This window comes from Streptomyces sp. NPDC088400 (assembly GCF_044753355.1).
In the GTDB taxonomy this organism is placed as follows: Bacteria; Actinomycetota; Actinomycetes; order Streptomycetales; family Streptomycetaceae; genus Streptomyces.
Genome location: NZ_JBIVMZ010000002.1, coordinates 293,387 through 316,951 on the forward strand (window position 1 = coordinate 293,387; position 23,565 = coordinate 316,951).

Genomic DNA, 23,565 nt, shown 5'->3' on the forward strand with positions numbered 1-23,565 from the left:
GCAGGAGCCGGACAGGCCCCAACCGCGAAAGCAGGAAGGACACATGACCACCGCCGAGCAACTCGCCCTCCTCGGAGGCACACCCGTCATCGAACAGCCGCTGCCGCACGAAGTCTGGCCGCCCCCCGCCGGCGAGGCGGAGCTGTCGGAACTGGCCGAGCAGCGGAACACCGACATCTCCATCAAGGGCAACAGCGGTCCCATCGGCCGACTCGAGGCCGACTTCCTCGCCTTCCTGAACGGCGGAGCCCGCTTCGCGGTCACCTTCAACTCCGGTACCAGCGCCCTCTTCGCCGCCTACTTCGCACTCGGTGTGCGCGAAGGCGTGGACGTCGTGGGCCCGGCACTCACCTACCATGCGGCGCTGAGTCCCGTTTTCGCGCTCCGCGGTGACGTGGTCCTGGCCGACATCGACCCCGACAGCCGTGGTCTGGACCCTCAGGCACTTCAAGCCGCGCTCACCGAGCACACCAAGGTGATCACGGTCGTCCACCAGTGGGGCCACCCCTGCGACATGGATGCGATCCTGCGGATCGCCGAGCGACACGGGCTGCGCGTTCTGGAGGACTGTTCCCACGCTCATGGCAGCCGCTACAAGGGCAAGCCCGTCGGCACCTTCGGCGACGCCGCGGTCTTCTCCCTCCAGGCCAACAAGGCCGTCTACGCGGGAGAGGGCGGCATCCTCGTCACGAACGACCCCCAGGTGCACGACCGCGCCACTCTCCTCGGGCACTACCGGGACCGCTCCCGGGACGCCGTCCTCGACGAGGATCTGCGTGCACACTGGGTCACCGGTTTCGGGCTGAAGCTGCGCATGTCGCCGTTCAACGCCATCGTCGCCCGGCACGCGCTCGCGGCGTTCCCGGCACGCAAGGAGGCCCGGCACCGCTGTCTGCGCCACCTCGGCGGGCAACTCCGTGACGTGGCCTATCTGGAGCCGGTACACGTCGCCGACCACGTCGACATGGGCGCCTGGTACGGCTACAAACCGCTCTACCGGCCCGAGGCACTGGGAGGCGTCTCCCGCTCCGTCCTCATCGAGGCGCTGCGCGCCGAAGGCATGGAAGTCGGTGCCCCCTCCGGCCCTCGGCTGTCGGCCCTGCCGCTCTACGCCGGCCAGGAGAACCCCCTCTTCCCCGGTACGTCGAAGAAGAGCATCGCACCGGAGAGCGGCTCGCACGCGGAACACGTCGAGAAGCACGCGCTGTCCCTGCCCACCTTCACCAACTGGCCCGAGGACAAGACGCTCATCGACCAGTACGCCGAAGCCTTCCGCAAGATCGGTCGTCACCGCGAAGCGCTCGCACGGCACGCAGTCGGCCCGACCTGATGACCCGCACCACCGGAGAGGCAGAGACGATGACTGTCAAGGAGTCCCCCGAGGCCGTGGAGTCCCCCGAGGCTGTGGCTCAAGTCCTCCAGCACGCCCTCATGGGTGACGACCTGCCGGACTCCTTCACCCTGCTGGGGCGGGAATGGAGCCTGCACCGAGGCGTCTTCCCCAGCACCCTGAGCGCCGCGACCGAGGTGATGGCCTCGATCGTGCCCTATCCCGAGGGCGGCTCGTTCCTGGAGGTCGGCTGCGGTACGGGCGTCATCTCCGTGACCGCCGCACTCAACGGCTGCACATCCGTCACCGCGCTCGACATCAATGAAAAGGCAGTGGCCAACACGACCGCCAACACCGAGCGGCACGGTGTGAGCGACCGGGTACGCGTCCTCCATAGCGACATGTACACGGCGCTCAAGCCCACGGACCGCTTCGACGCCATCTTCTGGAACGTGCCCTGGACCTATGTGGAGGACGGCTTCTCGCTCTCCACCGATCTGCACTCCGCCGTCTTCGATCCGGGCTACCAGGGCCAGGCCCGGTATATCGCCGGCGCCCATGAGCACCTGGCCGACGGTGGAAGGCTGCTGCTGGGCACGGCCGACCTCGGGGACCGCGAACGGCTCGATGCCATCGCGGAGGAAGCCGGCATGCGGGTCGAACTGCTGCGCCGCGTGCGCCGGATCGAGGAAGTCCGGGTCATGGAGTACCACATGCTCGAACTGCACGCGAAGTAGTCCGGCGGCCCGTGGCGCTCCGCCCGCATCGCCACGGGCCGAGCCCCCGAAACCTACGAGATGTGCAGTGAGGCGCCCCATGTCACGACAGGACGATCTCGAACTGGCCCTGCGGCTCGGCGATATCGCCGACGGCATCACCAGCCGTCGCTTCCAGGCCCTCGACCTGAGGATCCGGGAGAAGCCGGACCGTACGCCCGTGACCGACGCGGACACCGCCGTCGAGACGGCCGTACGCGAGGCACTGAAATCCGACCGCCCCGACGACGCCTTCGCCGGGGAGGAGACCGGCGGCTCCGTCACAGCCGGGCGCACCTGGATGGTCGACCCCATCGACGGCACCAAGAACTTCCTGCGCGGTGTACCGGTCTGGGCCACACTGATCGCCCTGCTGGAGGACGGCAGGCCCACCGTCGGTGTGATCAGCGCTCCCGCCCTGCACAGCCGTTGGTGGGCGGCGGCCGAACAGGGCGCCTGGCTGCGGCGTGGGCCGGCCGACAGCGCCCCCCTGCCCCTGCGGGTCTCCGGCAACACCAGCCTCGCCCACGCCTACCTGTCCACCACCAGCACGCGTACCTGGGACGTCTTCCACTCACGTGAGGCATATCTACGCCTGGCCGAAGAATGCTGGGAGGACCGTGCTTTCGGGGACTTCCTCCAGCACTGCATGGTTGCCGAAGGAACCCTCGACATCGCTGCCGAACCGGTCGTGAACCCATGGGACATCGCCGCCGTACACATCCTCGTGGCGGAAGCAGGCGGTGTCTGTACCGATCTCCTGGGCGCCTCGCCCCAAAACGGCACCGGCGCCCTGTCCGCCAACCCACAGTTGCACCAGCTCGCCCTGAAAGCCCTCTCGGCGGCAGCCGATCCCGGCGCCGTCCGATTCCCGGCATCCAACTGTCAGGTCGGAAATTCGCAGAGAAACGGACCATCATGCTGATTCTTTCCCTCAAGGAAGGCCATGACGGAGCAATCGCGGCCGTCGAGGACGGGAAGCTGCTCTTCTCTCTGGAGGCGGAGAAGGACTCGTTCGTCCGCTACAGCGGTCTGACCGCCGAGGTGTTCGCCGTAGCGGCGGACCGGCTGGACAAACAGCCGGACGTCGTCGCCGTGAGCGGCTGGATCAAGGGGACTCAGGCGACCGACCAGCCCTCGCGTGCCGGCTACTTCGGTGTGGGCGAATCCGCGATTTCGGACGAGGTCGGCCGGTTCTTCGGGAAGGATGTGCGTGTCTTCTCCTCCACACACGAGCGCTCTCACATCATGACGTCCTACGGAATGTCAGCATTCCGTCGGGATCAGCCCTTCTACAGTCTGGTGTGGGAGGGGAACATCGGCTCGTTCTACCGCATCGACGAGCACGGGAAGGTGACTCATCTCCAGGAGGTGCTCAACTACCCGGGAAACAAGTACGCCTACGGCTTCGCGCTCGCCGACCCCAAGTACAGCTCGCACGAGGAATTCGTCCGTTTCCAGGACGCGGGCAAGCAGATGGCATTGGCCGGATTTGCCGAGAACCGATCGACGACCCGGGCGGAGCAGGAAGTCATCGACTTCGTACTCGGCCAGAGGGAGGTCATCACCGGCAGCCTGAAGGACCGGATGACCGATTCCCCTTACTACAACATCGGCGTGGAATCGAACGCCTACAAGAACCTCGCCGCCCGCCTGTCGAACGCCATCTTCGACCGGTTCTACGCCTACGCCCGGGAGCATCTGACGGAAGGCTTACCGCTACTCATCTCAGGAGGCTGCGCGCTCAACTGCGAGTGGAATCGTCGCTGGCGCGAGTGCGGGCTCTTCCCCGCGGTCTTCGTCCCGCCGTGCCCCAACGACAGCGGCTCCGCGATCGGGACCGCCATCGACGCCCAGCACTTCTACACCGGGTCGGCCGGCCTGGACTGGGACGTCTACGCCGGTGGCGAATTCGTCGAGGACATGGAATTCGACCCGCAGCGCTACGAAATCCGCCCGCTGCACTACGACGAGGTCGCCCGCTACCTCCGCGACGGGAACATCATCGGCTGGGCGCAGGGCCGCTGGGAAATCGGCCCCCGCGCGCTCGGGAACCGATCGATCCTCGCCGCTCCCTTCACCGAGGAGACGACAGGCAGGCTCAACAAGATCAAGCAGCGCGAGGGCTACCGCCCCATCGCCCCGATCTGTCTGGAGCAGGACGCGGGCCGCTGGTTCGGCGGAGGGGTCCCCGATCCCTACATGCTGTACTTCAGCCAGGTCGAATCCAGTGAACTGCGGGCTGTGACACACGTCGACGGAACGGCTCGCACCCAGACCGTCGACCCGACGGCGAACCCGGAAATGGCCGAACTCCTCACTTCCTTCGGTGAATTGACCGGATTCAGCGTTCTCTGCAATACCTCGCTCAACTATTCGGGACGCGGGTTCATCAACCGTACCAGCGACCTGATCGCATACGGCGAACTCCACGGGCTGGATGGATATGCCGTCAACGGCGCCTTCATTACCAAGCGACGGTAGGCCGGGAAGCTGACGCATTCCCGAAGTCAGCTCTCGGGCGAAGTGCCGGTGTCCGCTTCCGTGGCCAGTTCCCGTACCTCGGCCGGCAGCCCCTCGTCGTGGGCCAACCGGGCCAGGGCCTCGCGGCTGCCCGGTACTTCGGGGGTGAGGCGGAGCAGCCATACGGCCTGTTCCGCGGCCATGCCCCGGCGCGCGTACCGTTCGGCGAGGTCGATCGCCCAGGGGGCGAGTGCCCTGGTGTCGTCGACCATCAGGCCGCACCAGCGCAGCACCTCCTCCGCGATCCAGGCGCGGATACGACGGGTCCAGCGCGCCGTGAAGTCCGTGGTGTCGAGCCCCGCCCGCGCGCACCGGGCCTCGGCCTCGGCCATCCGCTCCCGGGTCACGTCGCGCGCGTACGGCATGAGGGCCCGCAGCACGCTCCTGGCCTCGACCCAGTCGGGCAGGGGCTCCGCCTCCCCGAGGTCCTTGGCGCGGGCCTCGGGGGGCGGCTCCGGCGCGGCGAGGGGGCCCGCCGGGAGGCAGGCCTCCAGTACGGCGCGGGCGAGCGCGAGGTTGCCGGCGCTCTCCGCGGTCTCCGGCGGCCAGCGGAAGCCGGTGGCCCAGGAGTACGGGACGGCCCGCACCGCCTCGGGGAGCAGCGGTGCCCCGCCGGTTCCGCAGACGTCCGTCGTCGTCACGACACCTCCACGTCCTCCATCGCGCTCCGGGGATCCTTCTCGTCGCCGAAGGCAGGCCTCTCCGGCAGGAACCTCTCCGGCAGGAACTTCTCTGGCAGAAAGAACACCAGTATCGCCCTCACGTACCGGTGACTCGGCTGTGGCAGTCCTGAGACGCTTTCCGCGAGGGCGGGCGGGCAGGATTGGCGCTGACCATGGTTCTGACGGTGAACACCCGCAGGGCCATTGAACAAGGCAAGGAGTGTTCATGATGCGTACCAACCGGAAGATTGCCCTCACCCTCGCCGCCGCTGTGCTGGCGGGCGCAGCTGGGGCGGGAGTCGCGCAAGCTTCGTCGGCATCGGGCGGGAGCGTTGCCCCCTCCGCCTGCCGCCCGGCCAATCACACCGCGAAGATCACTGCGGCGGCCAACAGCGCGGGGCACCGTCACTATCGCGTCACCCTGACCGCGCCGAGCGGGTACGAGCCGTGCGAGCTGGCCGGTTCGCCCACCGACGTGCGGTTCTCGAACGGCGGCTCGGACAGCGGGGTCACCGCCGGCCGCTACGGCACCCAGGACACCGTGGTCACCTTCGGCCCGGGGCAACCGGTGCACTTCGACATCCAGGTTCCGAACAGCGGCAGCGGTACCCCCGCGGACGAGGCGGCGTTCACGCTGCAGGCTCCGGGTGGGCAGATCCCCGGCACCTCCTTCGCCGAGGGCACGCTCAGGGTGGCCTCCGGCACCCTCATCGGTCCGGTCCAGAGCGGCGCCTGACCTCCTGCCACACCACGGTGGCGTTCCGCAGCGGCAGTGTCTCTGCCGCTGCGGAACGCCACCGAGTTTTTGGCGTGGTGTGGTGACTCCGGGAGATGATGCTGCCGGCCTCGGCCCCCGAGGCATGGGTGTCGGAGGCCGAGGCAGTTCGTCGCCGAGCTGGTCTCCGAGGGCCGGCCCCCCCCGCCGAGGCTGAAGACTACGCAGACGCGGTCGGCCCGAGGGTTTCGTGGCGCGGTGTTCGTCGGTGTTGACCTTCGAGTTGGTTGAAGCCCGATGATGGCGCGGCGCCCACATTCTGAGCTGATGCCGATCGGGTCTTTGCCCAACGCAGTGGTCCGACGGCTGAGATCGACGAGGAACACTCCATGACCACCGCGCCCGCTGCCCCCGATCCGACCATGGAAGCCATCGGCCGAGCCGTCACCGAAGGCCGAGCCGGAGACGTCACCTCCGCCCGCCGGAAGCTGCTGGGCCTGTGGTCCGCGATCGGTGTCACCGGCGATCCGCTGCACCGCTGCTCGCTCGCTCATTACCTGGCAGATCTCTACGAGGATCCCGCTCAGGCCCTCGCCTGGGACGTCCGGGCCCTGGACGCTGCCGACGCCGTGACCGAACAGCGCGTCCAGGAGCATCACGCCGGCCTCCGTATCGCCGGCTTCTACCCCTCCCTCCACCTCAACCTTGCCGACAACTACCGCCGGCTCGGCTCCTTCGAAGCCGCCACCGAGCACATCAACGCGGCCACAGCGCACGCCCCCAGCCTTCCTCAGGATCCCTACGGTGACCTTCTGCGTGGCGCCATCCAAGAGGTCGCCGAGGCCATCGCCGGGCGGGACCGTACGCGGCGAGCCTCCGCACCCGGTTCCGTTGCGTAAGACACAAGAGAGCGCCGCTCTCGGTGAGTTGAGCCTGGCGAGGCCATGCGCTCGCCCCGGACTCTCCTGTCCGGGCCGTGTGGGTGGATGATCCGGCGGAGTTCTGGCCGGCCTGAGACCAGCCTCCGTAGACATGGCGGACACAAGCGCCGAAGGTTCCGTGCCTGGTGGCGCCCGGCGGTGTCGTTTCGGAGGCCCACCGAGACGTAATACTCGCTGGTATCATGGATTCGTACGCAATGTGCGTCTGTGCGTCTCATCTCAAGGGTGTTGCAGGGGGAGTCCCCGGCAGGAGGATCAGTGGGCGAGTCACGATCCTCCGCCCGTCCGAGCCGCGCCAGTGCGGGCTCCCGGCCCCGGCTGGAGGACGTTGCCGCACGTGTGGGAGTTTCCCCCGCGTCGGTGTCCCTGGTCCTGCGAGGGGCTCCCGGCCCCAGTCAGCGCACCCGGGACCGCGTCCTCAAGGCGGCGGCCGACCTCGGCTATCAAGTGGACCGCACCGCCAGCCTGTTGGCCAGCAGGCGGAGTCGGCTGCTCGGTGTGATGGTGGACATCCACAGTCCCTTCCACGCCGAACTGGTCGAGCACCTCCACATCGCGGCCGCGGCGGTGGGCTACGACCTCGTGCTCAGCACCCAGACGCGTAACCGCGACGAGCACACCGCCATCGAGACCCTTCTCGCCTTCCGCAGTGAGGCGCTGGTCCTCCTCGGTCCGGCGGCCCCCGCCGAAACGCTCACCGCTTTGCAGCGCAAGGCGCCAGTCGTCGTGATCGGCCGCCGCATCCCGGATGCCGATCTTGACATCGTCCGTACCTCCGACGGTGACGGAGTCGGTCGGACGGTCGACCACCTGGTGAGCCTCGGGCACCGCTCGATCGCCTACGTCGACGGCGGCAAAGGAGTCATCGCCACCGACCGCCGCCGCGGCTACCGCACCACCATGCGCCGTCACGGACTCGACGAACACATCCGTGTCCTTCGCGGCGACCACACTGAGCAGGCCGGCGAGCGGGCTGCCCGCCGCCTCCTTGACGACGGTGAACTGCCCACCGCCGTCGTGGCGTTCAACGACCAGTGCGCCATCGGCATCCTCACCGCTCTGCGCGGTGCCGGTGTCGCCGTTCCGGGCGAGGTGTCCGTGGCCGGCTACGACGACGACACTCTCTCCCGCCTGAGTTGCTTCAGCCTCACCACCGTCAGCCAGAGTGCCGAGGAGCAGGCGAGTCACGCCGTGGCCGCCGCGGTCGAACGCCTCGACGAGGGACGCACCGTGTCCCGTGAAGTCGTGCTCGCCCCTCGTCTCGTGGTACGCGACACCACTGCCGCGCCCCGCTGAGTCGCTGGGCCCAGGGTCTGTCCGGCGGGCCGGCCGTCTCCGTAACCACGCGCAAACAACCTATTGACAGGACATACCCGTGAGGGCATCGTACTGCGCAAGCGCTCCTTAAAGCGCTTTAAATTCATTGAATAACTAACTACCTGTCTCCCCGGTGGCCTCCGTGCCGGGATCTGCTGAAGCGAAGGGGCAACCAGCGTGATGTCGTTCGATGTGCTGACCATGGGCCGGGTCGGGGTGGACGTGTATCCGCTTCAGACGGGAGTGGGGCTTGCGGACGTCACCTCGTTCGGCAAGTACCTCGGAGGCAGCCCGACCAATGTGGCCGTGGCCGCCGCCCGCCACGGGCGCAGCGCCGCCGTCATCACCAAGACGGGCGACGATCCCTTCGGCGCCTTCGTGCGTCAGGCCCTCGACGGTTACGGAGTGGACGGACGGTTCGTCGGTACGTCGACGATCGCGCCGACGCCCGTCACCTTCTGCGAGATCTTCCCGCCGGACGACTTCCCGCTCTACTTCTACCGGCTCCCGAAGGCCCCGGACCTGGACATCGAGGCCGGCGATCTCGATCTCGACGCCGTCCGTGCCGCCCGCGTCTTCTGGATCACCGGTACGGGCCTGAGCGAGGAGCCCAGCCGCTCCGCGACGCTGGCGGCGCTCGCGCACCGGGCGAAGGCGGGCACCACCGTCTTCGATCTCGACTGGCGGCCGATGTTCTGGTCCGACCCGGACGAGGCCTGTACGTACTACGCCGAGGCACTCCGCCACACCACCGTCGCCGTGGGCAACCTCGACGAATGCGAGGTCGCCACCGGCGAGCGCGAGCCCCACGCCGCCGCGAAAGCCCTGCTGGCCGCGGGAGTTGAACTGGCCGTCGTCAAGCAAGGGCCCCGCGGCGTCCTCGCCATGGGGCGGGACGGTACGACCGCCGAGATCCCGCCCGTACCCGTGGACGTCGTCAACGGCCTGGGCGCGGGCGACGCGTTCGGCGGCGCGCTCTGCCACGGACTCCTGTCCGGCTGGGACACCCACCGCACGGTGTCCTTCGCCAACGCCGCGGGCGCCCTGGTCGCGGGCGAGCTGGCCTGCTCCGACGCGATGCCGACCGAAGCGCGCGTCAACGACACACTCCGAGAGGTGCACAACAGTGCTGTCTGACAAGGCGACCCGGATCGCCCACACCCGGGCCAAGAACCCGGGAGCCATCGCCGAGGCGGCGGCGCGGCGCGTCCGGGCCAAGTCGCCGCTGGGTGACAACGGCCGCGCGATGATCATCGCCGCCGACCATCCGGCGCGCGGCGCCAACGCCGTGGGAGGCGACCCGACGGCGATGGCGGACCGCGGCGAACTGCTCGACCGGTTGTGCGTGGCTCTGGAACGGCCCGGTGTGACCGGTGTCCTCGCCACCGCCGACATCCTCGAAGACCTGCTGCTGCTCGGTGTGCTGGACGGCAAGAGCGTCTTCGGCTCCATGAACCGGGCCGGGCTCGCGGGCTCCGTCTTCGAGATCGACGACCGTTTCACCTGTTACGACGCCGAGGCCATCAAGGAGATGGGCTTCGACGGTGGCAAGATGCTCACCCGGATCGCTCTCGACGACCCGGCGACGCCGTCGGTCCTGGAAAACAGTGCCCGCGCTGTCGACGAGCTCAACGACCGTGAACTCATCGCGATGGTCGAGCCGTTCCTCTCCCGCTGGGAGGACGGCAGGATCCGCAACGTCCTCACCGCCGACGCGGTGATCACGTCCATGACCATCGCGTCGGGCCTCGGCCGCCGCTCCGCGTACACCTGGCTCAAGGTGCCGGTCGTGGACGACATGGAGCGCGTACTCGCCTCCTCGACGCTGCCGGTCGTACTGCTCGGAGGGGAGGTCAAGGACGCCGAGGCCGCCTTCGCCGCCTGGCAGCGGGCGCTCGCCGTGCCGACCGTGCAGGGCCTGGTCGTGGGGCGCTCGCTCCTCTATCCCGCGAGCGGCGATGTCGCCGGCGCCGTGGACCGGGCGGTGAGCCTGCTGTGAGCGACATCAAGTACCACCTGCCGAAGGGCAGTTCGGGCGACGGGCCGTACGATCTCGTGATCTCGCCCGAGTCGGCCGGCTGGGGTCACTCGGGGTTGCGCATCCTCACACTCGTTCCCGGCGAGGCCCATGCCCTGAGCACCGGTGACTCGGAGTTCCTGGTGCTGCCGCTCTCCGGCTCCTGCACCGTCACCGTCGACGGCGAATCCTTCCAACTCGCCGGCCGCTCCGGCGTGTTCGACTCGGTCACCGACTTCGCGTACCTGCCGCGCGAGGCGGAGGCCCTCATCAGCAGCGCCTCCGGCGGGAGGTTCGCGCTGCCCTGTGCCCGTACCGAGGCCGTCCTGCCACCTCGGTACGGGCGCAAGGGGGACGTGCCCGTCGAGCTGCGCGGGGCGGGCAACTGCGCCCGTACGGTCCACAATTACTGCCTGCCCGGCACGTTCGACGCCGATCAGCTGCTGGTGTGCGAGGTGCTCACACCGGGTGGCAACTGGTCCTCGTACCCGCCGCACAAGCACGACGAGGCGCGCACGGACGCGCTCGGCAACCCCGTCGAGAGCGAGCTCGAGGAGATCTACTACTTCGAGATCGCCGCGGGACCGCAAGGTCCCGGCTTCGCCTACCAGCGGGTGTACGGGAGCGCGGAGCGGCCCATCGACGTGCTCGCCGAGGTCCGCTCCGGCGACGCGGTGCTCATTCCGCACGGCTGGCACGGGCCGTCCATCGCGGCGCCCGGCTACGACCTGTACTACCTCAACGTCATGGCGGGTCCCGGTCCGGACCGCGCCTGGCTGATCTGCGACGACCCGGCGCACGGCTGGGTGCGCGCCACCTGGGAGGCCCGATCATGAGCGCGCAGACCGTCCGGCTCACCACCGCTCAGGCCCTGGTGCGGTTCCTGGCCGCCCAGTACAGCGAGCGCGACGGGCAGGAGCAGCGGCTGATTCCGGGGGCCTGGGGCATCTTCGGGCACGGCAACGTGGCCGGGACCGGGCAGGCGCTTCTGCAGGCCGCCGCCACCGGCGAGGCCGATCTGCCCTACTACCTGGCCCGCAACGAGCAGGGCATGGTGCACGCGGCCGTGGCCTTCGCGAAGATGCGGGACCGGCTCGCCACCTTCGCCTGCACCGCCTCGACCGGGCCCGGCTCCACCAACATGGTCACGGGCGCGGCGCTGGCGACGACCAACCGGCTGCCGGTGCTGCTGCTGCCCAGCGACATGTTCGCGACCCGTGCGGCCGACCCGGTGCTCCAGCAGCTGGAGGACCCCCGGGCCGGGGACACCTCGGTGAACGACGCGTTCCGGGCGGTGTCGAAGTACTTCGACCGGATCGCGCGGCCCGAGCAGCTGATCCCGGCCGCGCTCGCCGCGATGCGCGTCCTGAGCGACCCGGTGGAGACCGGCGCGGTCACCCTGTGTCTGCCGCAGGACGTGCAGGCGGAGGCGTACGACTGGCCGGCCGACTTCTTCCGGCGCAGGGTGTGGCATGTGGGCCGCCCGGTGCCGGAGGCGGCGGCTCTGGAACGGGCCGTACGTCTGCTGCGTACGGCGGAGAAGCCACTGATCGTCGCCGGCGGCGGCGCCGTGTACTCGGGTGCCGCGAACGCGCTGCGGGCGTTCGCCGAGGCGACCGGCATCCCGGTGGCGGACACCCACGCGGGCAAGGGCGCGGTGCCGTGGGACCACCCCTGCGCGGTGGGCGGCATCGGCTCGACCGGTGCCCACGCCGCCAACGAGCTTGCCGCCCAGGCGGATGTCGTCCTCGGAATCGGTACCCGGTACTCGGATTTCACCACGGCCAGCCACACCGTGTTCGGCAACCCGGACGTCACCTTCGTCAACCTCAATGTCGCCCGCCTCGACGCGGTCAAGCACTCGGCCGAACCGCTGGTCGCGGACGCGCGCCTGGGCATCGAGACGCTCGCGGCAGAACTGATCGGCCGGCGGGTGAGTTCCGAGTACCGGACCCGTATCCGCCAACTCATCGCCCGTACACGGGAGATCGAGGAGGAGTGCTTCGCCGACGACCGCAACACCGGTGAGCTGCCCGCCCAGACGCAGATCCTCGGCGCGCTCAACGGGATCCTCGGGGACCGTGACGTCGTCATCAACGCCGCCGGATCCATGCCGGGTGACCTGCAACAACTGTGGCGGGCCCGCGATCCGAAGGCGTACCACGTCGAGTACGCGTACTCCTGCATGGGCTACGAGATCGCCGCGGGCGTCGGCGCGAAACTGGCCGACCCCTCACGCGAGGTCGTCGTGCTGGTCGGCGACGGCTCGTATCTGATGATGGCTCAGGAAATCGTGACCATGGTCTCCGAAGGCCTGAAGGTCATCATCGTCCTGGTCCAGAACCACGGCTTCGCCTCCATCGGCGCGCTCTCCGAGGCGCTCGGCTCGCAGCGCTTCGGCACCAAGTACCGCTTCCGCGACGGCGATTCGGGTCAGCTGGACGGCGATGTGCTCCCGGTGGACCTGGCCATGAACGCCGCCTCGCTCGGTGCCGACGTCCTGCACGCCGCCACCGTGGCCGACTTCCGCACCGCGATGGCCAAGGCCCAGGCCTCCGGGCGCACCACGGTCGTGCACGTCGAGACCGACCTGTACGGGCCGAACCCGCCCGCCCACGGCTGGTGGGACGTGCCCGTCAGCCAGACCTCCGCGCTCGACTCCACCCGCGCCGCCTACGAGACGTACGCCGCCCACAAGCGCTCCCAGCGGCATTACCTGTAAGGACGCACGCACGTGAAGACCATTCCGCACTGGATCAACGGCAGCCCCACCACCGGCTTCGGATCGTCCCGTACGGCCCCGGCATCGTCCGGTACCACCTCGGCATCGTCCGGTACCACCTCGGTATCGGCCCGTACCGCCCCGGTGTTCAACCCGGCCACCGGCCGCGAGCAGGCCCGTGTCGCGCTCGCCGGCTCCGCCGACGTGGACGCCGCCGTGTCGGCCGCGAGTGCCGCCTTCGAGACCTGGTCCCAGTCCTCGCTGGCCCAGCGCACCCAAGTGATGTTCGCCTTCCGCCAGTTGCTCGTCGAGCACGAGGAGGAGCTGGGCCGGATCATCTCGGCCGAGCACGGCAAGACCGTCGACGACGCGCGCGGCGAGATCATGCGCGGCCGAGAGGTCGTCGAATTCGCCTGCGGGCTCGGCGACGTCCTCAAGGGCAGCTTCTCCGACCAGGTCTCGCGCGGCGTCGATGTGCACAACTTCCGCCAGCCGCTGGGCGTCGTCGCGGGCATCACACCCTTCAACTTCCCCGCCATGGTGCCCCTGTGGATGCATGCCATGGCCATCGCCACCGGCAACACCTTCGTCCTCAAGCCCAGCGAGCGCGACCCCTCCGCCGCGAACTTCGTCGCCGACCTCTACCAGCGGGCCGGGCTGCCCGACGGTGTGTTCAACGTCGTGCACGGCGACAAGACCGCCGTCGACGCGATCCTCGGCCACCCCGGCATCGAGGCCGTCTCCTTCGTGGGCTCCACCCCCATCGCCAAGTACGTCCACGAACAGGCCACGAAGGCGGGCAAGCGGGTCCAGGCGCTCGGCGGCGCCAAGAACCACGCCGTCGTCCTGCCCGACGCGGACCTGGAGTTCGCCGCGAACCACATCACGGCCGGCGCCTACGGTTCGGCGGGCGAGCGCTGCATGGCCGTTTCCGTGGCCGTCGCGGTCGGCGAGGCGGCCGACGGGCTCGTCCAGGCCCTGGAACGCAAGGCCCGCGAGGTGACCGTCGGCCCCGGCGACACCCCGGGCACCGACATGGGGCCGCTGGTCACCCAGGCCGCCCGCGAGCGCGTCGAGAGCGCCGTCGGTGCCGCCGCCACCCAGGGCGCCACCCTCGTGGTCGACGGGCGCGGCCTCAAGGTCGACGGGCACGAGGACGGCTTCTTCACCGGCCCCTCCCTGCTCGACCACGTCACCACCGAGATGGACGCCTACCGGCAGGAGCTGTTCGGCCCGGTGCTCGCCGTCGTCCGCGTCGACACCCTCGACGAGGCGATCGCCCTGATCAACGCCAACCCCTACGGCAACGGCACCGCGCTGTTCACCGACAGCGGCGAGGCCGCCCGCCGCTTCCAGCGGCAGGTCAGGGTCGGCATGATCGGCGTCAACGTCCCGGTGCCCGTCCCGATGTCCTACTACTCCTTCGGCGGCTGGAAGGACTCCCTCATCGGTGACTCTCCCGTCCACGGCGCCGAGGGCATCCGCTTCTACACCCGCCCCAAGGTCGTCACCACCCGCTGGCCCCGGCCCGCCCAGCAGATCACCGCCGCATTCGCCTTCCCCACCTCCAGCTGACCCAGCTCCAGTTGACGCGCCTCCGCGCCGACCTGTCTCCGCGCCGACCTGTCTCCGCGCCGACCTGTCTCCGCGCCGACCTGTCTCCGCGCCGACCCGTCTCCGCGCCGACCCGTCTCCACGACAAACCGGCGCACAATTCCCCTTCCTTCCCATCCGAGGACGTGACATGGCAACGACGCCACCTCCGCTCCGTACCCGCAGCCGCACCCTCCGCCGTGGCGGCCTGTCGCCCGTCTCCGGCAGCACGTCGGAGCAGTTGGCCGACGGCAGTCCCGTCGGAGCCCGACGACCACACATCAACGGCTAGGCGGCGGCCATGGACGTCAGGGACGACACTCCTCAGGCCCCCGCACCCAGCAGCGCCGACACGGACCACGCCTCCCCGGGGGTGTACCGGCGGCTGCGGACCATCACCGTCATCGCCACCTTCGGCGGACTCCTCTTCGGCTACGACACCGGAGTCATTTCCGGTGCGCTTCCCTTCATGGCCCGTTCGCCCGAGGAGGGCGGGCTCGGGCTCAGCCCGCTGACCGAGGGGATCGTCGCATCGTCCCTCGTGCTCGGAGCGGCGTTCGGGGCCCTGTTCGGCGGGCGCCTCTCCGACCGCTACGGGCGCAAACGGACCATCCTCGGGCTCGCCGTGCTGTTCTTCGTCGGCGCGCTGGGCACCGCGCTCGCGCCCGGTCTCACGGTGATGGTGCTGTTCCGTACGCTGCTCGGGCTCGCGGTGGGCGGCGCGTCCGCGACGGTGCCGGTGTTCATCGCCGAGCTGGCGCCCGCCGAGCACCGCGGCCGCCTCGTGACGCAGAACGAGCTGATGATCGTGACCGGCCAGATGCTCGCCTACACCTCGAACGCGATCATGGCCAACACCGTGGGGGAGCACGGCGTATGGCGCTGGATGCTCGCGATCGCCACGGTCCCGGCCGTACTGCTGTGGTTCGGGATGCTGTTCGTACCCGAGTCGCCCCGCTGGCTGGCCTCCCGCGGCCGGTTCGACGAGGCCGCCCGCGTCCTGGGCCGGATCCGCGACGCCCACGTCGCCGACGCGGAGTTCGCCGAGATCAAGAGCCGCGTCACCGCCGACGCCCACGAGCAGCGGGCGAGTTGGCGGGAGTTGCGTACGCCGTGGGTACTGCGCCTTGTGACCTTCGGGTTCGCGCTGGCCGTGCTGACGCAGCTCACCGGCGTCAACTCGATCATGTACTTCGCGCCGACGATCCTGCTGGACACCGGACTGGGCACCCAGGCCGCGCTCACCGCCACCATCGCCAACGGTGTCGTCGCCGTACTCGCGGTGTCGACCGGCATGTGGCTGCTCGGCCGGTTCGGCCGGCGCCCGATGCTGCTGACCGGGCAGGTCGGCGTCACCGTCTCGCTGGTGCTGATCGCCTTCTGCTTCCTGGTCCTGCCCGAGTCGACCGCCCGGAGCTATCTCGTGCTCGCGTCGATGCTGACGTTCCTGCTGTTCATGCAGGGCTGCGTCGCGACCGTGTTCTGGCTGATGCTCTCGGAGATCTTCCCGCTCCGCCTGCGCGGTTTCGCGATGGGGATGGCCGTCTTCGGCACCTGGACGGCCAACTTCGTGGTCACTCTGGTGTTCCCGCCCCTGATCTCCGCGATCGGCGGGGCCACGTTCCTGATCTTCGCCGCCGTCAACGCGGCCACGATCGCCTTCTACCTCCGCACCGTTCCGGAGACCAAGGGCCGCTCGATGGAGGCCCTTGAGGCCCACTTCCGTCGGCAGTACGCCGCCTGATCCCGTCTTTTCCTCCCCTTCCCCCGAGTCCTCCGATTCCTTTGAAAGGCATCCGCATGCCCACGTCCAAGAAGCCCATCTCCGTAGCGGTGATCGGGGCGGGTATGGCCGGCCGTACCCACGCCGCCGGTTACCGCAACGTCAACACGGTCTTCGGCGCCGACCTGCCGCCGGTGCGGCTGGCCGCGATCGCCGACGCGAACGTCGAGCTCGGCGAGGACGCCGCCCGCCGCTACGGATACGAGAAGGCACTCCCGAGCTGGGAGGCCGTCGCCGAGGACCCGACGATCGACGCCGTCAGCATCGTCGTCGGCAACGCGCTGCACCGCCCGATAGCGGAGGCGCTGGTCGCCGCGGGCAAGCACGTGCTGTGCGAGAAGCCGCTGGCCGGCTCGATCGAGGACGCCGGCGCGATGGTCGAGTTGGAGCGCGGCGCCGAGGTCGTGACCGCCGTCGGGTACACCTTCCGTCGTTCCCCCGCCATCGCCGCGATCCGCGATCACGTCCGCAACGGTGAGCTGGGCGACCTCTCCCTGTTCAGCGGCCGCTACTGGTGCGACTACGCGACCGACCCCAACGGGCCGCTGAGCTGGCGGTTCAAGGGCGGCCCCGGCTCCGGTGCGCTCGGGGACGTCGGTACGCATGTGATCGACGCCGCCGAGTACGTCGCCGGCCCCATCGTCGCGGTCTCCGGTGCCTCGCTGTCGACGCAGATCGCCAGGCGGCCCCTGCCGCTGGGCGCGGTCGTCGGGCACGGCGCCGCTCCCGTCTCCGACGAGTTCGGCGAGGTCGAGAACGAGGACACCGCGTCCTTCACCGCTCGCTTCGCTTCGGGCCTGGTGGGCACGTTCTCGGTGTCGCGCGCCGCTTTCGGTCTGCCCAACGGGCTCGCCTTCGACGTCCTGGGGCTCGGTGGCCGGGCCGCGTTCGACCAGCACCGGCCGGCCGAGTACGTCTTCGACGACGCGCAGCCCGAGTCCCGTACCCGGGGCGCGCGGCAGATCATCGCCGGTCCGCAGATGCCGTACTTCGCGGGCGGCTACCCGATGGAGGCGCCCGGCGTGGGCGGCGGCAACGCCGAGATGTTCACCTTCCAGGCACGGGCCTTCCTCGACCAGGTCGCGGGCGTCGCCGAGCCGCTGCCGGCCTGCGCCACGTTCGCCGACGCGCTGCGGACCATGGAGATCGTCCAGGCCGTCGTGGAGTCCTCCCGCACCGGTGGCGCGGCCGTCGAGGTTCCGCCCGCGGCCTGACCACCCGTATCCACGTCTGCCGTCCGACCGCCCCCCGTATCCACGTCAGTCGCCTGACCACCCGCATCCCCAGGGACACGCAAGTAAGGGACAAGCAATGGCATTGAAGCTCGGCGCCTACACCGCCTGCCTGCACGACCGCACACTCACCGAGGCCCTCGACATCCTGAAGGCCAACGGCCTGACCTCCGTGGAGATCAACACCGGCGGCTTCATCCCCGCCCCGCACTGTCCCGTCGACCTGCTGCTGTCCTCGGCCACCGCGCGTGACGAGTACCTGGCGGCCTTCGCCGACCGCGGCATGGAACTGACCGGGCTCAACTGCAACGGCAATCCGCTCAACCCGCTCCCGGGCGTCGGGCCGAAGCACGCCGACGACCTGCGCCGCACCATCCGGCTCGCGGGTCTGCTCGGGGTGAAGCACGTCGTGACCATGTCCGGCACGCCCGGCTCCGACCCCGACGCGAAGTACCCGTCATGGGTGGTGAATCCGTGGGACGGCGTCTACATGGACGTACTGGACTACCAGTGGGGCGTGGCCGTCGCCTTCTGGAAGGAGATCGACGCACTGGCCAGGGAGAACGACGTACGGGTCGCCATCGAGATGCACCCGCACAATGTGGTGTTCTCCCCGGTCACCTTGAAGCGGCTCGTCGATGAGGCCGGCACGACGAACATCGGTGCGGAGATGGACCCTTCGCACCTGATGTGGCAAGGGATGGATGTCGTCGCCTCCATCAAGTGGCTGGGCCCGCTGGTGTTCCACGCCGCGGCGAAGGACGCGACGCTCTGCCCCGGTGCCGACATCCGCGGTGTACTGGACACCTCGTTCACCCGGGTGCCCGCCGACGCACCCGGCAAGGTACCCACCGGTTACGGGTTCTGGTGCAACGGCTGGCCGGAGAACCCGGCCTGGAAGTTCGTCGCCGTAGGGCTCGGAAACGACGCCGCCTACTGGACCGAATTCCTGCGCGCCCTCGCCGAGATCGACCCGGACATGGCCGTGAACATCGAACACGAGGACGCCGCCTACTCCCAGACCGAGGGGCTCACCCTGGCCGCCAAGACTCTGCACAGCGCGGCGGCGGCACTCTGACCCACCCCGCCCGTGGCCGCGTTCCCGCCGACCGGGGACGGGGCCACGGCCGTACTCGCACACCACCTTCTCGACGGAGACAGCAGTGAAGCTTGCCCTCGATCCGCAGATGTTCTACTCGACGCATTCGGTCCTCGAACTGCCCGACGTGGTGGCGCGCATGGGCTATTCCTGGATGGAGCTCTCGCCCAAGGCCGATTTCATTCCCTTCTTCGGCCACCCGCGTGCCGACGACGCCACGGTGGCCCACCTGCGCAAGCGCGCCGCCGACGCCGGGGTCGGCATCGCCTCGGTGCTGCCGGTGCTGCGCTGGTCCGGCCCCGGAGAGGAAGAGCGGCAGGCCGCGGTGCGCGCGTGGAAGCGGGCCGTCCAGATCACCGTCGACCTCGGCATCGACACCATGACCTCCGAGTTCAACGGCCGCCCCGAGGCCGCCGAGTTCGCGGAGAGCCAGTTCCTGCGCTCGATGGACGAGCTGATCCCCGTATTCGAACGGGAAGGCATCAAGCTGGCACTCGAACCGCACCCGGACGACTTCATCGAGGACGGTCACGCGGCGGTGAACCTGGTGCGTGGGCTCAACCGGGACTGGATCTCGTTCCTCTACTGCACCCCGCACACCTTCCACCAGGGCAACGACGCGACCGGCATCATCACCGCAGCGGCCGAGAAGGTCACCTACGTACACCTCGCCGACACCCTCGACCACACCGCCTCGAACGGGCTGCGCTACATCGTCAACCCGCCCGGCTCGCCCGCGCGTGTGCACCAGCACGCCGAACTCGGCCGTGGCGAGGTCGACTTCGACGAGGTTTTCGCAGCACTCGCGTCCGTCGGCTTCGGCGGAGTGATCTCCTCATGCGTGTTCGGCTGGGAGGAGCACGCCGAGGAGATCAGCGTCCGCCAGCGCGAGAAGACCACCGCCCTGATCGACAAGCACTTCGGTGCCGGGGCGCTCAGGGCCGGCCGCTGACCCCGGTCGGGGACGGACCGCGAAAGCCGTGACGGGAGTGCGGGGGAACGGGAGTACGGGGGAGTGGTACTGCCGTTCCTACCCTCGCGACTGGCGGTCGGCGTATCGCCAGAGGATGATCGAACAAGCGAACCACGGCCGGGCTCCGCAGCGTCAAAGGCACGGCACACCCCGAACCGGAGACAGTCATGACTGACAAACCGGACTTGAACGCACGCATCATCGACGAGTTCCGTGCCAACCAGGGACAGGTCGGTGGTGGTTTCAGCGGGGCGCCCCTGCTCCTCCTGCACACCGTCGGCGCACGCTCGGGCAAGCCCCGCGTCAATCCGACGATGTACCTGGCCGACAAGGACCGCTTCCTCGTCTTCGCCTCCAAGGCCGGATCCGACCGTAACCCGGACTGGTACCACAACCTGCTCGCGCATCCCGAGGTACGCATCGAGGTGGGCGACGCGATCATCGATGTGCGCGCCGTCGAACTGCGGGGCGCGGAGCGCGACACGGCGTTCGCCGAGCAGGCTCGCCGCTATCCCGGCTTCGCCGACTATCAGAGCAAGACCGAGCGGGTCATCCCCGTGATCGCGCTCATCCCCCTCGGCGAAGGTGCCGAGTCCGCCGATGGCACAGAACGGACACCGGTATGACCATGGCCTACCTCGCACAGGCCGAGCAGCAACAGAGGCTCGAATGGCTCGACGGCGGTGAGCTCGCCGTACTCCTGGACAGCGCGGCCACCGGCGGACAGCTGACTGTCGGACGGTTCTCCGTCAGCAAGGGCGAGGCGCCTCCCTACCACACGCACACCCGTGAGGACGAGGTCTTCATGCTGATCAAGGGCAGTGCGCTGCTGTGGTGCGACGACGAGGAGATGGAACTGTCGGAGGGCGGCATCGTCTTCCTCCCCCGGAACGTTCCCCACGGCTACCGGATCACCTCCGACACCGCCGACCTGCTGATGATCTGCACCCCCGGCGGCATCGAGGGCATGTTTCGGCACGCCGGACGTGACCTGGCCACCCCGCGCCCCGAAGGCTTCGAGATCTCGCGGGACCTCATGGCCGAAGCCGCCGACAAGTACGGCCAGATCGTCGTCGGGCCACCGCGCTGATACGCGTCCGGCCAGGTGCCGCGGACGAGTAAAGAGTCCGTTGTGCAGCAGTGGAAACACCATGTGTCCACGGCATCTGGACGACGATGGTCCGCATGTCAACGATGATCCGCATGGCCACGACGAACCGCATGGACACGACGAACCACTTCGGCATCGCTCTGCGGGGCTGGCGCGAGCGCGTGTCACCGCGGGACAGCGGGCTGCCGGAGGACCAGGACCGGCGCATCCCCGGACTGCGCCGAGAGGAACTGGCCCGGCTGGCCGGGCTGTCGGTCGACTACGTGGTTCGGCTGGAACAGGGCCGCGCCCGGCACCCCTCGGCCCAGGTGGTCGCCGCCCTGGCCAGGGCGCTGCGCCTCGACCCCTCCGAGTGTGACCATCTGTTTCGTTGCGCCCGTCTCGCACCGCCCTCCACCGGAAACGTGTCCCGGCAGATGCCCGCGAGGGTGCACCGACTGGTGAGCCGGGCGGGAGACAACCCCACCGCGGTCTTCGCAGCCGACTGGACCATCATCGGCTGGAACGAGATGTGGTCCGCCGTGGTCGGTGATCCCCGTACGTACGGCTGGGACGAGTTCAGCCTCGTCGCCGGGATGTTCCGGGCGGGCGGCGGACGATCGCGGGAACCGATCGCGGCCTGGCCCGTCCGGTCGTGGGCGGGCGACGAAGTGGAGGAGGAGGACCTCGTCGCGGACCTGCGTGTGACGGCCGCCGCCCATCCCCATGACGTACGACTCGACGCGTTCGTCGACCACATGCGGCGCGACAACCCACGCTTCGCCCGCCTGTGGTCCAACGGCACCGCCCGCTCCCATGTCGGTGACCGCAAGACCGTCGAGCATCCGCTGGTGGGCGACATAGTCCTCGATCTCGACATCCTGGTGGCCGCCGGAACCGACCTCAGGATCGTCACGTACACGGCCGAGGCCGAGACCACCGACGCGGAGAAGGTGAACGCTCTGCGTGCCGCCTGCCCTCGGCCGGGGGCCGCGGCGCCCGGCCGAAGCCAGGGCGCCGCAGCGCGACGGGTGCTCGGGCCGGCGTCAGCACGATGAGCGTCCGGCTGCCCGCCGTGCTGTACTGGGCAGATGGACCATAAGCGCCCATTTGCGTCCAAGGCGCATGCGGGACGACCCGGCGGGGCGGCCCGTGGAGCCGCGCGCGACGGGCGGGCCGACGAGGTGCGCCGCAGGATCCGGCTCATGATCGGGATCACCGCGCGGGCCGGGGCGTACCGGAAGGGGCTGATCGCGGCAGCCGAACGCCTCAGCCCCGAGGAAGCGGTCATCATCGCCGATCTTGAGCGGAACGGACTCCAGGTGCCGCAGTTGCACGACGTGCTGTGCGGCGGCCACGTGCTGGTGGACGATCCGCGGCTGTACGAGGACTGGCGGTTCGCCAAGGTCAGTCATCCACGTGTGTCCAGCCACCACCACGACATCGACAAAACGCTCTATCCCGATATCGGGATGCGCGGAAATGTGGTGCGGGAGAAGCTGCACGGGCGCACGGCGCAGGGCACCTGGGTGCAACTGGAGAAGACCCCGGCCGCGTTCGGCAAGAACAAGCTGCCCAGCCTGAGCGATGTCCGGCACCTCATGGACTACGTGGTGTACCGGGTCACCCGCAGCAATGTCGGCCCCTGGGGCCTGTCACGGATGACCGAACGGCGCCCGATGTACCTGTCGCCGAACCTGGCCCTGCCCACGTCCCTCACGCCTCCGGTCGCGCGGGCGCTGACCCTGGCGCTGCGCCGGATCGACGAGGACGACGACGTCACCGCGGTGTCCCAGGACTTGGCGGCCCGCTTCCCGCCCCCGAATCGGGAGGACCTGGCAGGTGAGCTGGGCCAGGCGATTTCCGGCAGGGCCGGACGGGGGCTGTTCGGCAACTCCGAGGTGTGGGTCACCGAGACACCGTCACGCGCCGCCGGCGCGGTTCTCCGCGAGCAGAGCCGTCGGCCGCCCGTGTGGGGGACGCGACGGACGGAAGGGTCACCATGAGCGACGATCGACGCGACGTTCCTTCGCCGAAGCCGTCGGAACCCGGCGAGGCGGTCGTGCCCGAAGGGCTCGTCTCGGCCGTGGTGAATCTCGTGAACACCGGACCGGTGCTGCTCGGTGCGTACACCATCGCCGAACTCACCGCCGTGGACGCGATCGTGGACTTCCTGGAGGCCCGGCCGCCGGACGACGTCCTCGCCGAGGCCGTCCGCTCGCTGGCGGCCCGCCAACTGCTCGTGGCGGGCTCCACGGCCGAGCAGGTCCAGGTACGGGGAGACCTGGGCATCGCGGTGGCGTTCCAGCAGCGGGCCCGCAGGGTGCTCGATGCCCGTACGACCGGGACGGAGCCGGGCGAGCCGTGGCGGATCCTGGTGCTCCCTCAGCCCGAGCGGATCTGCCTGATGGTCCGCATCGACGCGCTCGGCATCCACCAGATCGGCCTGTACAAGCTCGACGAAGCCGTCAGGATGCTCACCGACTGGCTACCCCGGGGCGAGGCGGCGCACCCCGATCCGGCGACGGACGCCGATGCCGTGCTCGCCGCTTCGGAGCGTTCCGCGCTGGTCACCGTCACGCACTACACCGCGCGAGGATCGGCCGAGACCGCCGGCGCCAGCACCGACTTGGTCCTCGCCCGTCACGACGGGAGGCTGCACCTCCTCTCCCGGGACCCGGACGACAAGGAACGGCTGGTGCCGAGCCGGGCGGAGGGCAAGGACGGCGTCCGCGACAGGCTCGTCTCCCTGCTGACGTCGGTCACCGCTGACGTGGGCTGACACCCCTATCGAGACAAAGCGCTCTTTTGTT

The 23,565-nt window shown here is 69.5% G+C and carries 23 protein-coding genes; 21 read left to right on the plus strand and 2 right to left on the minus strand.

Annotated features, from left to right (window positions below):
* The first annotated feature begins 43 nt into the window (after nt 1–43).
* The 4 genes from ACIQD6_RS06255 (at nt 44) to ACIQD6_RS06270 (ending at nt 4,569) form a co-directional block, all read left to right on the plus strand.
* A complete protein-coding gene (locus ACIQD6_RS06255; protein WP_401878718.1) occupies nt 44–1,330 on the plus strand; it encodes a DegT/DnrJ/EryC1/StrS family aminotransferase in 1,287 nt (428 codons plus the stop codon).
* A gap of 29 nt (nt 1,331–1,359) precedes the next feature.
* Nucleotides 1,360–2,067 (plus strand): methyltransferase, encoded by a 708-nt coding sequence (locus ACIQD6_RS06260; RefSeq protein WP_401878720.1) that lies wholly within the window; start codon nt 1,360–1,362, stop codon nt 2,065–2,067.
* 79 nt (nt 2,068–2,146) lie between these two features.
* On the plus strand, nt 2,147–3,010 hold the full coding sequence (hisN, locus tag ACIQD6_RS06265) for a histidinol-phosphatase (protein ID WP_401878723.1): 864 nt from the start codon (nt 2,147–2,149) through the stop codon (nt 3,008–3,010).
* Nucleotides 3,004–4,569, plus strand: a complete 1,566-nt coding sequence (locus ACIQD6_RS06270) for a carbamoyltransferase C-terminal domain-containing protein (protein ID WP_401878724.1) — start codon at nt 3,004–3,006, stop codon at nt 4,567–4,569. Before hisN ends, ACIQD6_RS06270 begins: the two co-directional genes overlap by 7 nt.
* A gap of 26 nt (nt 4,570–4,595) precedes the next feature.
* On the opposite strand, the gene ACIQD6_RS06275 is transcribed toward ACIQD6_RS06270, so the two are convergent.
* Nucleotides 4,596–5,249: a hypothetical protein gene (locus ACIQD6_RS06275; protein ID WP_401878726.1), complete on the minus strand. Its 654-nt coding sequence runs from the start codon at nt 5,247–5,249 to the stop codon at nt 4,596–4,598.
* Entirely contained in the window at nt 5,246–5,371 is a 126-nt protein-coding gene (locus ACIQD6_RS06280) for a hypothetical protein (protein WP_401878729.1), read from the minus strand. The genes ACIQD6_RS06275 and ACIQD6_RS06280 overlap by 4 nt, the downstream gene beginning before the upstream one ends.
* 125 nt (nt 5,372–5,496) lie before the next feature.
* Here ACIQD6_RS06280 and ACIQD6_RS06285 point away from each other — a divergent pair, with 125 nt between their 5' ends.
* From ACIQD6_RS06285 to ACIQD6_RS06365, 17 genes are all read left to right on the plus strand, one after another.
* Nucleotides 5,497–6,006: a DUF4232 domain-containing protein gene (locus tag ACIQD6_RS06285; RefSeq protein ID WP_401878732.1), complete on the plus strand. Its 510-nt coding sequence runs from the start codon at nt 5,497–5,499 to the stop codon at nt 6,004–6,006.
* Nucleotides 6,007–6,374: 368 nt separating this feature from the next.
* Nucleotides 6,375–6,884 (plus strand): hypothetical protein, encoded by a 510-nt coding sequence (locus tag ACIQD6_RS06290; RefSeq protein WP_401878735.1) that lies wholly within the window; start codon nt 6,375–6,377, stop codon nt 6,882–6,884.
* A gap of 360 nt (nt 6,885–7,244) precedes the next feature.
* Nucleotides 7,245–8,222 carry a LacI family DNA-binding transcriptional regulator gene (locus ACIQD6_RS06295; RefSeq protein WP_401879539.1) on the plus strand — a complete coding sequence of 326 codons (978 nt, stop codon included), beginning with the start codon at nt 7,245–7,247 and terminating at the stop codon, nt 8,220–8,222.
* Nucleotides 8,223–8,423: 201 nt separating this feature from the next.
* Nucleotides 8,424–9,380: a 5-dehydro-2-deoxygluconokinase gene (gene iolC / locus ACIQD6_RS06300; RefSeq protein WP_401879542.1), complete on the plus strand. Its 957-nt coding sequence runs from the start codon at nt 8,424–8,426 to the stop codon at nt 9,378–9,380.
* Nucleotides 9,370–10,242 carry an aldolase gene (locus ACIQD6_RS06305; RefSeq protein ID WP_401878737.1) on the plus strand — a complete coding sequence of 291 codons (873 nt, stop codon included), beginning with the start codon at nt 9,370–9,372 and terminating at the stop codon, nt 10,240–10,242. The genes iolC and ACIQD6_RS06305 overlap by 11 nt, the downstream gene beginning before the upstream one ends.
* Nucleotides 10,239–11,096, plus strand: a complete 858-nt coding sequence (gene iolB, locus ACIQD6_RS06310; RefSeq protein WP_401878740.1) for a 5-deoxy-glucuronate isomerase — start codon at nt 10,239–10,241, stop codon at nt 11,094–11,096. Before ACIQD6_RS06305 ends, iolB begins: the two co-directional genes overlap by 4 nt.
* Entirely contained in the window at nt 11,093–12,982 is a 1,890-nt protein-coding gene (gene iolD, locus ACIQD6_RS06315) for a 3D-(3,5/4)-trihydroxycyclohexane-1,2-dione acylhydrolase (decyclizing) (protein WP_401878743.1), read from the plus strand. Before iolB ends, iolD begins: the two co-directional genes overlap by 4 nt.
* Nucleotides 12,983–12,994: 12 nt before the next feature.
* On the plus strand, nt 12,995–14,557 hold the full coding sequence (locus ACIQD6_RS06320; protein WP_401878746.1) for a CoA-acylating methylmalonate-semialdehyde dehydrogenase: 1,563 nt from the start codon (nt 12,995–12,997) through the stop codon (nt 14,555–14,557).
* 319 nt (nt 14,558–14,876) lie between these two features.
* Nucleotides 14,877–16,319: a sugar porter family MFS transporter gene (locus tag ACIQD6_RS06325; RefSeq protein WP_401878748.1), complete on the plus strand. Its 1,443-nt coding sequence runs from the start codon at nt 14,877–14,879 to the stop codon at nt 16,317–16,319.
* A gap of 56 nt (nt 16,320–16,375) precedes the next feature.
* Nucleotides 16,376–17,572, plus strand: a complete 1,197-nt coding sequence (locus ACIQD6_RS06330; protein WP_401878751.1) for a Gfo/Idh/MocA family protein — start codon at nt 16,376–16,378, stop codon at nt 17,570–17,572.
* Between the two features lie 97 nt (nt 17,573–17,669).
* On the plus strand, nt 17,670–18,668 hold the full coding sequence (locus ACIQD6_RS06335) for a sugar phosphate isomerase/epimerase family protein (RefSeq protein WP_401878754.1): 999 nt from the start codon (nt 17,670–17,672) through the stop codon (nt 18,666–18,668).
* A gap of 85 nt (nt 18,669–18,753) precedes the next feature.
* Entirely contained in the window at nt 18,754–19,641 is an 888-nt protein-coding gene (locus tag ACIQD6_RS06340; protein WP_401878756.1) for a sugar phosphate isomerase/epimerase family protein, read from the plus strand.
* 188 nt (nt 19,642–19,829) lie between these two features.
* Nucleotides 19,830–20,288, plus strand: coding sequence for a nitroreductase family deazaflavin-dependent oxidoreductase (locus ACIQD6_RS06345; RefSeq protein ID WP_401878758.1), 459 nt, complete (start codon nt 19,830–19,832; stop codon nt 20,286–20,288).
* A complete protein-coding gene (locus ACIQD6_RS06350; RefSeq protein ID WP_401878761.1) occupies nt 20,285–20,752 on the plus strand; it encodes a cupin domain-containing protein in 468 nt (155 codons plus the stop codon). The genes ACIQD6_RS06345 and ACIQD6_RS06350 overlap by 4 nt, the downstream gene beginning before the upstream one ends.
* 113 nt (nt 20,753–20,865) lie before the next feature.
* Entirely contained in the window at nt 20,866–21,810 is a 945-nt protein-coding gene (locus ACIQD6_RS06355; protein WP_401878763.1) for a helix-turn-helix domain-containing protein, read from the plus strand.
* A 147-nt stretch (nt 21,811–21,957) separates the two neighbouring features.
* Nucleotides 21,958–22,758 carry a hypothetical protein gene (locus tag ACIQD6_RS06360; RefSeq protein WP_401878766.1) on the plus strand — a complete coding sequence of 267 codons (801 nt, stop codon included), beginning with the start codon at nt 21,958–21,960 and terminating at the stop codon, nt 22,756–22,758.
* Nucleotides 22,755–23,534 (plus strand): hypothetical protein, encoded by a 780-nt coding sequence (locus ACIQD6_RS06365; RefSeq protein ID WP_401878769.1) that lies wholly within the window; start codon nt 22,755–22,757, stop codon nt 23,532–23,534. The genes ACIQD6_RS06360 and ACIQD6_RS06365 overlap by 4 nt, the downstream gene beginning before the upstream one ends.
* The last annotated feature ends 31 nt before the right edge of the window (nt 23,535–23,565 follow it).

What these genes read in the sequence shown, in the direction of transcription:
- ACIQD6_RS06290 (WP_401878735.1), top strand. Translation starts at nt 6,375, where the DNA reads ATGACCACCGCGCCCGCTGCCCCCGATCCGACCATGGAAGCCATCGGC.
- ACIQD6_RS06355 (WP_401878763.1), top strand. Translation starts at nt 20,866, where the DNA reads ATGGCCACGACGAACCGCATGGACACGACGAACCACTTCGGCATCGCT.
- ACIQD6_RS06260 (WP_401878720.1), top strand. Translation starts at nt 1,360, where the DNA reads ATGACTGTCAAGGAGTCCCCCGAGGCCGTGGAGTCCCCCGAGGCTGTG.
- ACIQD6_RS06285 (WP_401878732.1), top strand. Translation starts at nt 5,497, where the DNA reads ATGATGCGTACCAACCGGAAGATTGCCCTCACCCTCGCCGCCGCTGTG.
- ACIQD6_RS06335 (WP_401878754.1), top strand. Translation starts at nt 17,670, where the DNA reads ATGGCATTGAAGCTCGGCGCCTACACCGCCTGCCTGCACGACCGCACA.
- iolD (WP_401878743.1), top strand. Translation starts at nt 11,093, where the DNA reads ATGAGCGCGCAGACCGTCCGGCTCACCACCGCTCAGGCCCTGGTGCGG.
- hisN (WP_401878723.1), top strand. Translation starts at nt 2,147, where the DNA reads ATGTCACGACAGGACGATCTCGAACTGGCCCTGCGGCTCGGCGATATC.
- ACIQD6_RS06325 (WP_401878748.1), top strand. Translation starts at nt 14,877, where the DNA reads ATGGACGTCAGGGACGACACTCCTCAGGCCCCCGCACCCAGCAGCGCC.
- ACIQD6_RS06330 (WP_401878751.1), top strand. Translation starts at nt 16,376, where the DNA reads ATGCCCACGTCCAAGAAGCCCATCTCCGTAGCGGTGATCGGGGCGGGT.
- iolC (WP_401879542.1), top strand. Translation starts at nt 8,424, where the DNA reads ATGTCGTTCGATGTGCTGACCATGGGCCGGGTCGGGGTGGACGTGTAT.
- ACIQD6_RS06255 (WP_401878718.1), top strand. Translation starts at nt 44, where the DNA reads ATGACCACCGCCGAGCAACTCGCCCTCCTCGGAGGCACACCCGTCATC.
- ACIQD6_RS06360 (WP_401878766.1), top strand. Translation starts at nt 21,958, where the DNA reads ATGATCGGGATCACCGCGCGGGCCGGGGCGTACCGGAAGGGGCTGATC.
- ACIQD6_RS06350 (WP_401878761.1), top strand. Translation starts at nt 20,285, where the DNA reads ATGACCATGGCCTACCTCGCACAGGCCGAGCAGCAACAGAGGCTCGAA.
- ACIQD6_RS06365 (WP_401878769.1), top strand. Translation starts at nt 22,755, where the DNA reads ATGAGCGACGATCGACGCGACGTTCCTTCGCCGAAGCCGTCGGAACCC.
- ACIQD6_RS06270 (WP_401878724.1), top strand. Translation starts at nt 3,004, where the DNA reads ATGCTGATTCTTTCCCTCAAGGAAGGCCATGACGGAGCAATCGCGGCC.
- ACIQD6_RS06345 (WP_401878758.1), top strand. Translation starts at nt 19,830, where the DNA reads ATGACTGACAAACCGGACTTGAACGCACGCATCATCGACGAGTTCCGT.